Source organism: Oleiphilus sp. HI0123, from assembly GCF_001635315.1.
This window is the reverse complement of sequence record NZ_LWGE01001375.1, coordinates 1-4,204: the sequence shown is the minus strand read 5'-3', so window position 1 is coordinate 4,204 and position 4,204 is coordinate 1. Positions and strand designations below refer to the sequence as shown.

At 44.0% G+C, this 4,204-nt stretch carries 6 protein-coding genes; 5 read left to right on the top strand and 1 reads right to left on the bottom strand.

All coding sequences use genetic code 11. The annotated features are described in order from the left end of the window. The 4 genes from A3761_RS17400 to A3761_RS17385 all read left to right on the top strand — a co-directional run. On the top strand, positions 1 to 1,238 hold a 1,238-nt coding region (locus A3761_RS17400), incomplete at its 5' end, for a chitobiase/beta-hexosaminidase C-terminal domain-containing protein (RefSeq protein WP_197473090.1). Between the two features lie 125 nt (positions 1,239 to 1,363). Then, positions 1,364 to 2,266: a LysR family transcriptional regulator gene (locus tag A3761_RS17395; RefSeq protein WP_068506716.1), complete on the top strand. Its 903-nt coding sequence runs from the start codon at positions 1,364 to 1,366 to the stop codon at positions 2,264 to 2,266. Between the two features lie 11 nt (positions 2,267 to 2,277). Next, positions 2,278 to 2,589: a DUF2007 domain-containing protein gene (locus tag A3761_RS17390; protein ID WP_068506719.1), complete on the top strand. Its 312-nt coding sequence runs from the start codon at positions 2,278 to 2,280 to the stop codon at positions 2,587 to 2,589. A 286-nt stretch (positions 2,590 to 2,875) separates the two neighbouring features. Continuing rightward, complete coding sequence (locus tag A3761_RS17385) at positions 2,876 to 3,070, top strand: DUF6316 family protein (RefSeq protein WP_068553359.1); 195 nt, start codon at positions 2,876 to 2,878, stop codon at positions 3,068 to 3,070. A gap of 12 nt (positions 3,071 to 3,082) precedes the next feature. Here A3761_RS17385 and A3761_RS17380 read toward each other — a convergent pair whose 3' ends face one another. Further along, on the bottom strand, positions 3,083 to 3,541 hold the full coding sequence (locus tag A3761_RS17380) for a nuclear transport factor 2 family protein (protein WP_068506725.1): 459 nt from the start codon (positions 3,539 to 3,541) through the stop codon (positions 3,083 to 3,085). 189 nt (positions 3,542 to 3,730) lie between these two features. On the opposite strand from A3761_RS17380, the gene A3761_RS17375 reads away from it, so the two are divergent. Further along, a partial coding sequence (locus A3761_RS17375) for a DJ-1/PfpI family protein (RefSeq protein WP_197473089.1) occupies positions 3,731 to 4,204 on the top strand: 474 nt, incomplete at its 3' end.

Genomic DNA, 4,204 nt, shown 5'->3' with positions numbered 1-4,204 from the left:
GCAACGTCGATACAATTGAAGTTTCAATTGATCATATCTATACCAGTCGCAATCTAATAGGCATGAACAATGTCTATGAAATTACCGTTCCACCTGTAAGTGATCAAGCCAGTTTTACGATTCAAGTGGGCGCTATGGTTATTACTTCAATCGACCAAGAACGGGTTCAAGGTAACGATGAGCTGATCTTAAGTGTTTCAGGCATGACAACTAACATCGACGACTACACCGTCTACTTCAGGACGCATACGGGTAGCATTGTCCACGCTGCAATTCATTCTCTGTCTCAGGGAAGCTTAGCGTTAAGATTACCTTCGCACGAAAATATGGAGGTGGGTCCAATTAGCGTTTATATCGAAAATACCGAAGGTATTCGAAGTAACGAAGTAGCGCTTACGTTTATCCCGGAAAAAGTAGAATTTATATCCAACGGTATGAATGAGTTTGGTCAATTAGAACTAGCAATGACTCAAGCACAAGGCCTACCAGATATCCGCTATGTGTTGAATGGATCAGCGCCAGAATACAACTACTCGGCACCGATTTCGGTTTCTGATGGCACCACGGTGACCGCTTATGTAATACAAAGGGTTTATGGCCAGGACTATGCATCAGAAGAATCTGAATTTACTCATTCGACCTGCCCTATTGCTGATATTCCTCAATCCAATAGCCCTAGTTGCCCATCCACCTACGATATCGAACTCGGCAGCTCGAATACTTTTAATCAGGCTATTACGATGGCCAATGAAAGTGATCCCAACTCGTATACTTCTTGCTCATACGGTCATGGCGCAAACTACTATGAAGACCCGGGAATACTTGACCGAGAGCAGTTCTACGTCAATGCCCAGCTGCATGGATTAAGTCGATATTGGCATGAAAATGGGCAGATCTCTTCTCAAGGCTATTATAAGGAGGGAAATTCTCATGGTCTGTCCGAAGCCTGGTATGACAATGGCATCAGAATGTCACAAAATTATACTTACAACGGCGAATACTGCGGAGCCCAGACAAGTTGGTATGAAAGTGGTCAAAAAGAATCCGAAGACTATTATGCTGATGGCGAGAAACACGGCCTCTCAAGCGATTGGTATGAAAATGGGAATAAGGAATTTGAAGCGCACTTCGCGAATGGCAGTTACCATGGCACGCTAAAACGATGGAACGAAGATGGTACACTACTTTACTGCTGGAACTACGTTAATGGGACAAGAGGCGACAGCTGCGCGCCTTAAAGTGCTAGCTAGATTGATTCGCACCTTCAGGCTAATTTAGCCTGAAGGTGCTTTAGTGACATCATCACCTATAGCTGCTTAAATACATGCCTGAACAACAACTTCTTGTTTGAGTTTAATAATCTATGCAGCTTCAAAAAATTGACCTAAACCTGTTCATTGTTTTTGATGTAATTTACCGAGAACGAAATCTGACTAAGGCTGCTGAGTCCCTTCATATCACTCAACCCGCTGTCAGTAACTCGCTAAGTCGTCTACGCCGTGTTTTTGATGACCCACTATTTGTAAGACAATCAGGTCACATGGTACCTACACCATTGGCTGACAACATAATATCCAGAGTACGTGCGGCCCTGGCCGGGCTGGAGAGCAGCATCACCGAGCATGATGACTTTAATCCGGAAACCTCTGATAAGAAGTTCTCGTTCGCGATGAACGACACCTCTGAGTCTTACCTGCTGCCAATATTGATGTCTTATTTGCAAGAACATGCACCCGGCATTTCAATTGAGAGCTTTCCTGTCGCACGTTCAGAACTATCGAGAGAGTTTGCCACGGGGCAGTTAGATTTTGCGCTCGACGTTCCTTTGGTTAACGATCCACAACTTGTGAATGAGTCTCTCGCCCAAGACCGTTTTGTCTGTGTCGCTAGCCACGATCACCCATCGCTAGACGGTAAAAGCCTAACACTCGAGCAATACCTTTCTTCGCCGCACATTCATATATCCAGCCGCCGACGGGGTCAGGGCTATATTGACCTGCACTTGAATCGACAGGGCCTACAACGGGATATTCGCTTACGAGTCCAGCACTCTAGGGCTGCTCCACCAATCGCGGCACAGACCAATATGCTGCTAACAATCCCTGAAACCCTGGCGAAAGATCACAAACTAGCGATCTACGACTTGCCCTTTGAATTACCTGATGTAGATTGGCATTTATACTGGCACAGCAATTACAGCCAGGATAAAGCACACCAATGGATGAGAAGCGTCATTATTGATATCTTTAATCAAGAAATAAGCTGAGTACATGTTTGATGAAACGCATTTTTTCGCATTCAAACTCATTATTAGTCTTCAACCTTCGCAACATCCTGGGTAATCATAATATCAATTGCGAAGTTCGGAATGATGGCCTGACATCGACAGCGGGTGAAACACCTCCGACAGAGGTGTGGGCTGAGCTTTGGGTCTCGAAAGAAAGGGATTATGAGCAAGCAGAAAAAATCATTGAAGAAGCGGTACACGGCGACCCCAAAGCGACTTCATGGTTTTGTGAGCATTGCTCTGAAGATAATGCTCCCGCGTTTGAATTATGCTGGAAGTGCGGTAGAGAACGCGCTATATAACTTAGGCTCCTGAAAACCTTTTAGCTAAGCACTTAATTCTATTAATTAATACCTTTCGAACTAAGCTTTATGCGCCATATTTCAAACCAGCTCTGCTATGTGAATAAATGCAATATAAACCGCATTTTCCTGGCTACATTTCATACAAACACTACAATTAGATAGTATTAGACCCCGGTCTATAGGCAGACCTATTGCCGCCTACATTCTATTTCTTTTTTATTATGACGATCACCCTTAGTACCTGTTGCTAATACGATGAGGTACGTAGTTAAGGAGAAAGCTCATGACAGTTCGTTCCGGTGAAGGTGATAAAAGCTGGTTCCACAGCAATCGTTTTACTCATGTTAATGATTCCTGGTTTTTCACGACGCGAGAAATGACCGAGGAAGGCCCCTTCCACTCTCGACAAGAAGCAGAAAGTGCTTTGGTGTTATACATCAGGCACGTAAATGATTCGTTTTTCAAAAATAGTGGCTAGCGTTACATTGATCTAACTTTCAAACTGGGATAATTGCGCCATTGCCTGTTTTGATACTGCATTTTGAAAGGTACTAGACCAGCCTAACAAGTATGCAGGAAGCCCGATCGCCTGACGAGACCAACGCCAAAAGTTGAAGTCATCGTGATGCTGGTAAATCAATCCATCTTTAAAGGTAATGTTTGCCTTAATCTTATTATTTACCTTTCGACCCGTTTTAGAAAACAAGTAATTTGCTTCCCAGTTCACTTCACCTTGTGTGTCGTTCACCTTAGCCACATTAAAACTAAGGTCGAAGTCTTTTGCGCGCGTGCAGAGCATTTTCCACATAAGCCCTACTTCTGCTCCCGATAAGGTAAAAGCCGGGTCTTTGAAGGTCGCCTCTGGGTGGTAGCATGAAGTCATTGTTTCCCAATCAAGCTTTTGAAAAGCCGTGTAAAAGCGTTCTAATAATTCTTGCTGTTGATTCATTTCTGCTCTCCTGCTCAATTCATATCATTTACATAATGATAGCGAGCACTTAGACTACTTGTAAGATGACTGATATGACATTATTAAACGACTAATAAGACAAATAAAAAGAATACCTTTTGCATTGGGATTTATGTTCACCCTAGCTCCCCTGTTTCTTCAGTCGCTGGGCTGTGGGATATTTTTTCTGTGTGTTCACAGTTGCTTGCAAACGATATTCAGTTAACAACAAGCCTAGTGGGCCCGTCTCATTCAAGTATTAATAGTAGTACACCTATTCGTATTAGCCCTACAGAAGACATTGGTCAGAAGCATTATGACTTGGTCATCATCGCGCCCCTCGGCCCTGTCCCGACTAATGGCTTTGATTTTGATGATGCGCTAATTCATTGGCTAGTAGACAGCCAGCGAAAAAGAGGCGCAGTGGCGTCAGTATGTACCGGCGCATTTCTTGTGGCGGCGACAGGTTTGCTTGATCAGCGTCGCGCAACCACACACTGGAAGTATGCCTCCCAGTTTCGACAACAATTCCCGCTTGTTGATTTACAGATTGATAGCATGCTGACTCATGATGGAACATTATTCTGCTCAGGCGGCGCCTACGCATTTCAAGACCTCTGCCTTTATTTAATTGAAACGTTTTTTAGTCGCTCGCTCGCCGAA

Coding starts and splice junctions, on each gene's coding strand:
- A3761_RS17395 (WP_068506716.1), top strand. CDS start 1,364: ATGCAGCTTCAAAAAATTGACCTAAACCTGTTCATTGTTTTTGATGTA.
- A3761_RS17390 (WP_068506719.1), top strand. CDS start 2,278: ATGAAACGCATTTTTTCGCATTCAAACTCATTATTAGTCTTCAACCTT.
- A3761_RS17385 (WP_068553359.1), top strand. CDS start 2,876: ATGACAGTTCGTTCCGGTGAAGGTGATAAAAGCTGGTTCCACAGCAAT.
- A3761_RS17380 (WP_068506725.1), bottom strand. CDS start 3,541: ATGAATCAACAGCAAGAATTATTAGAACGCTTTTACACGGCTTTTCAA.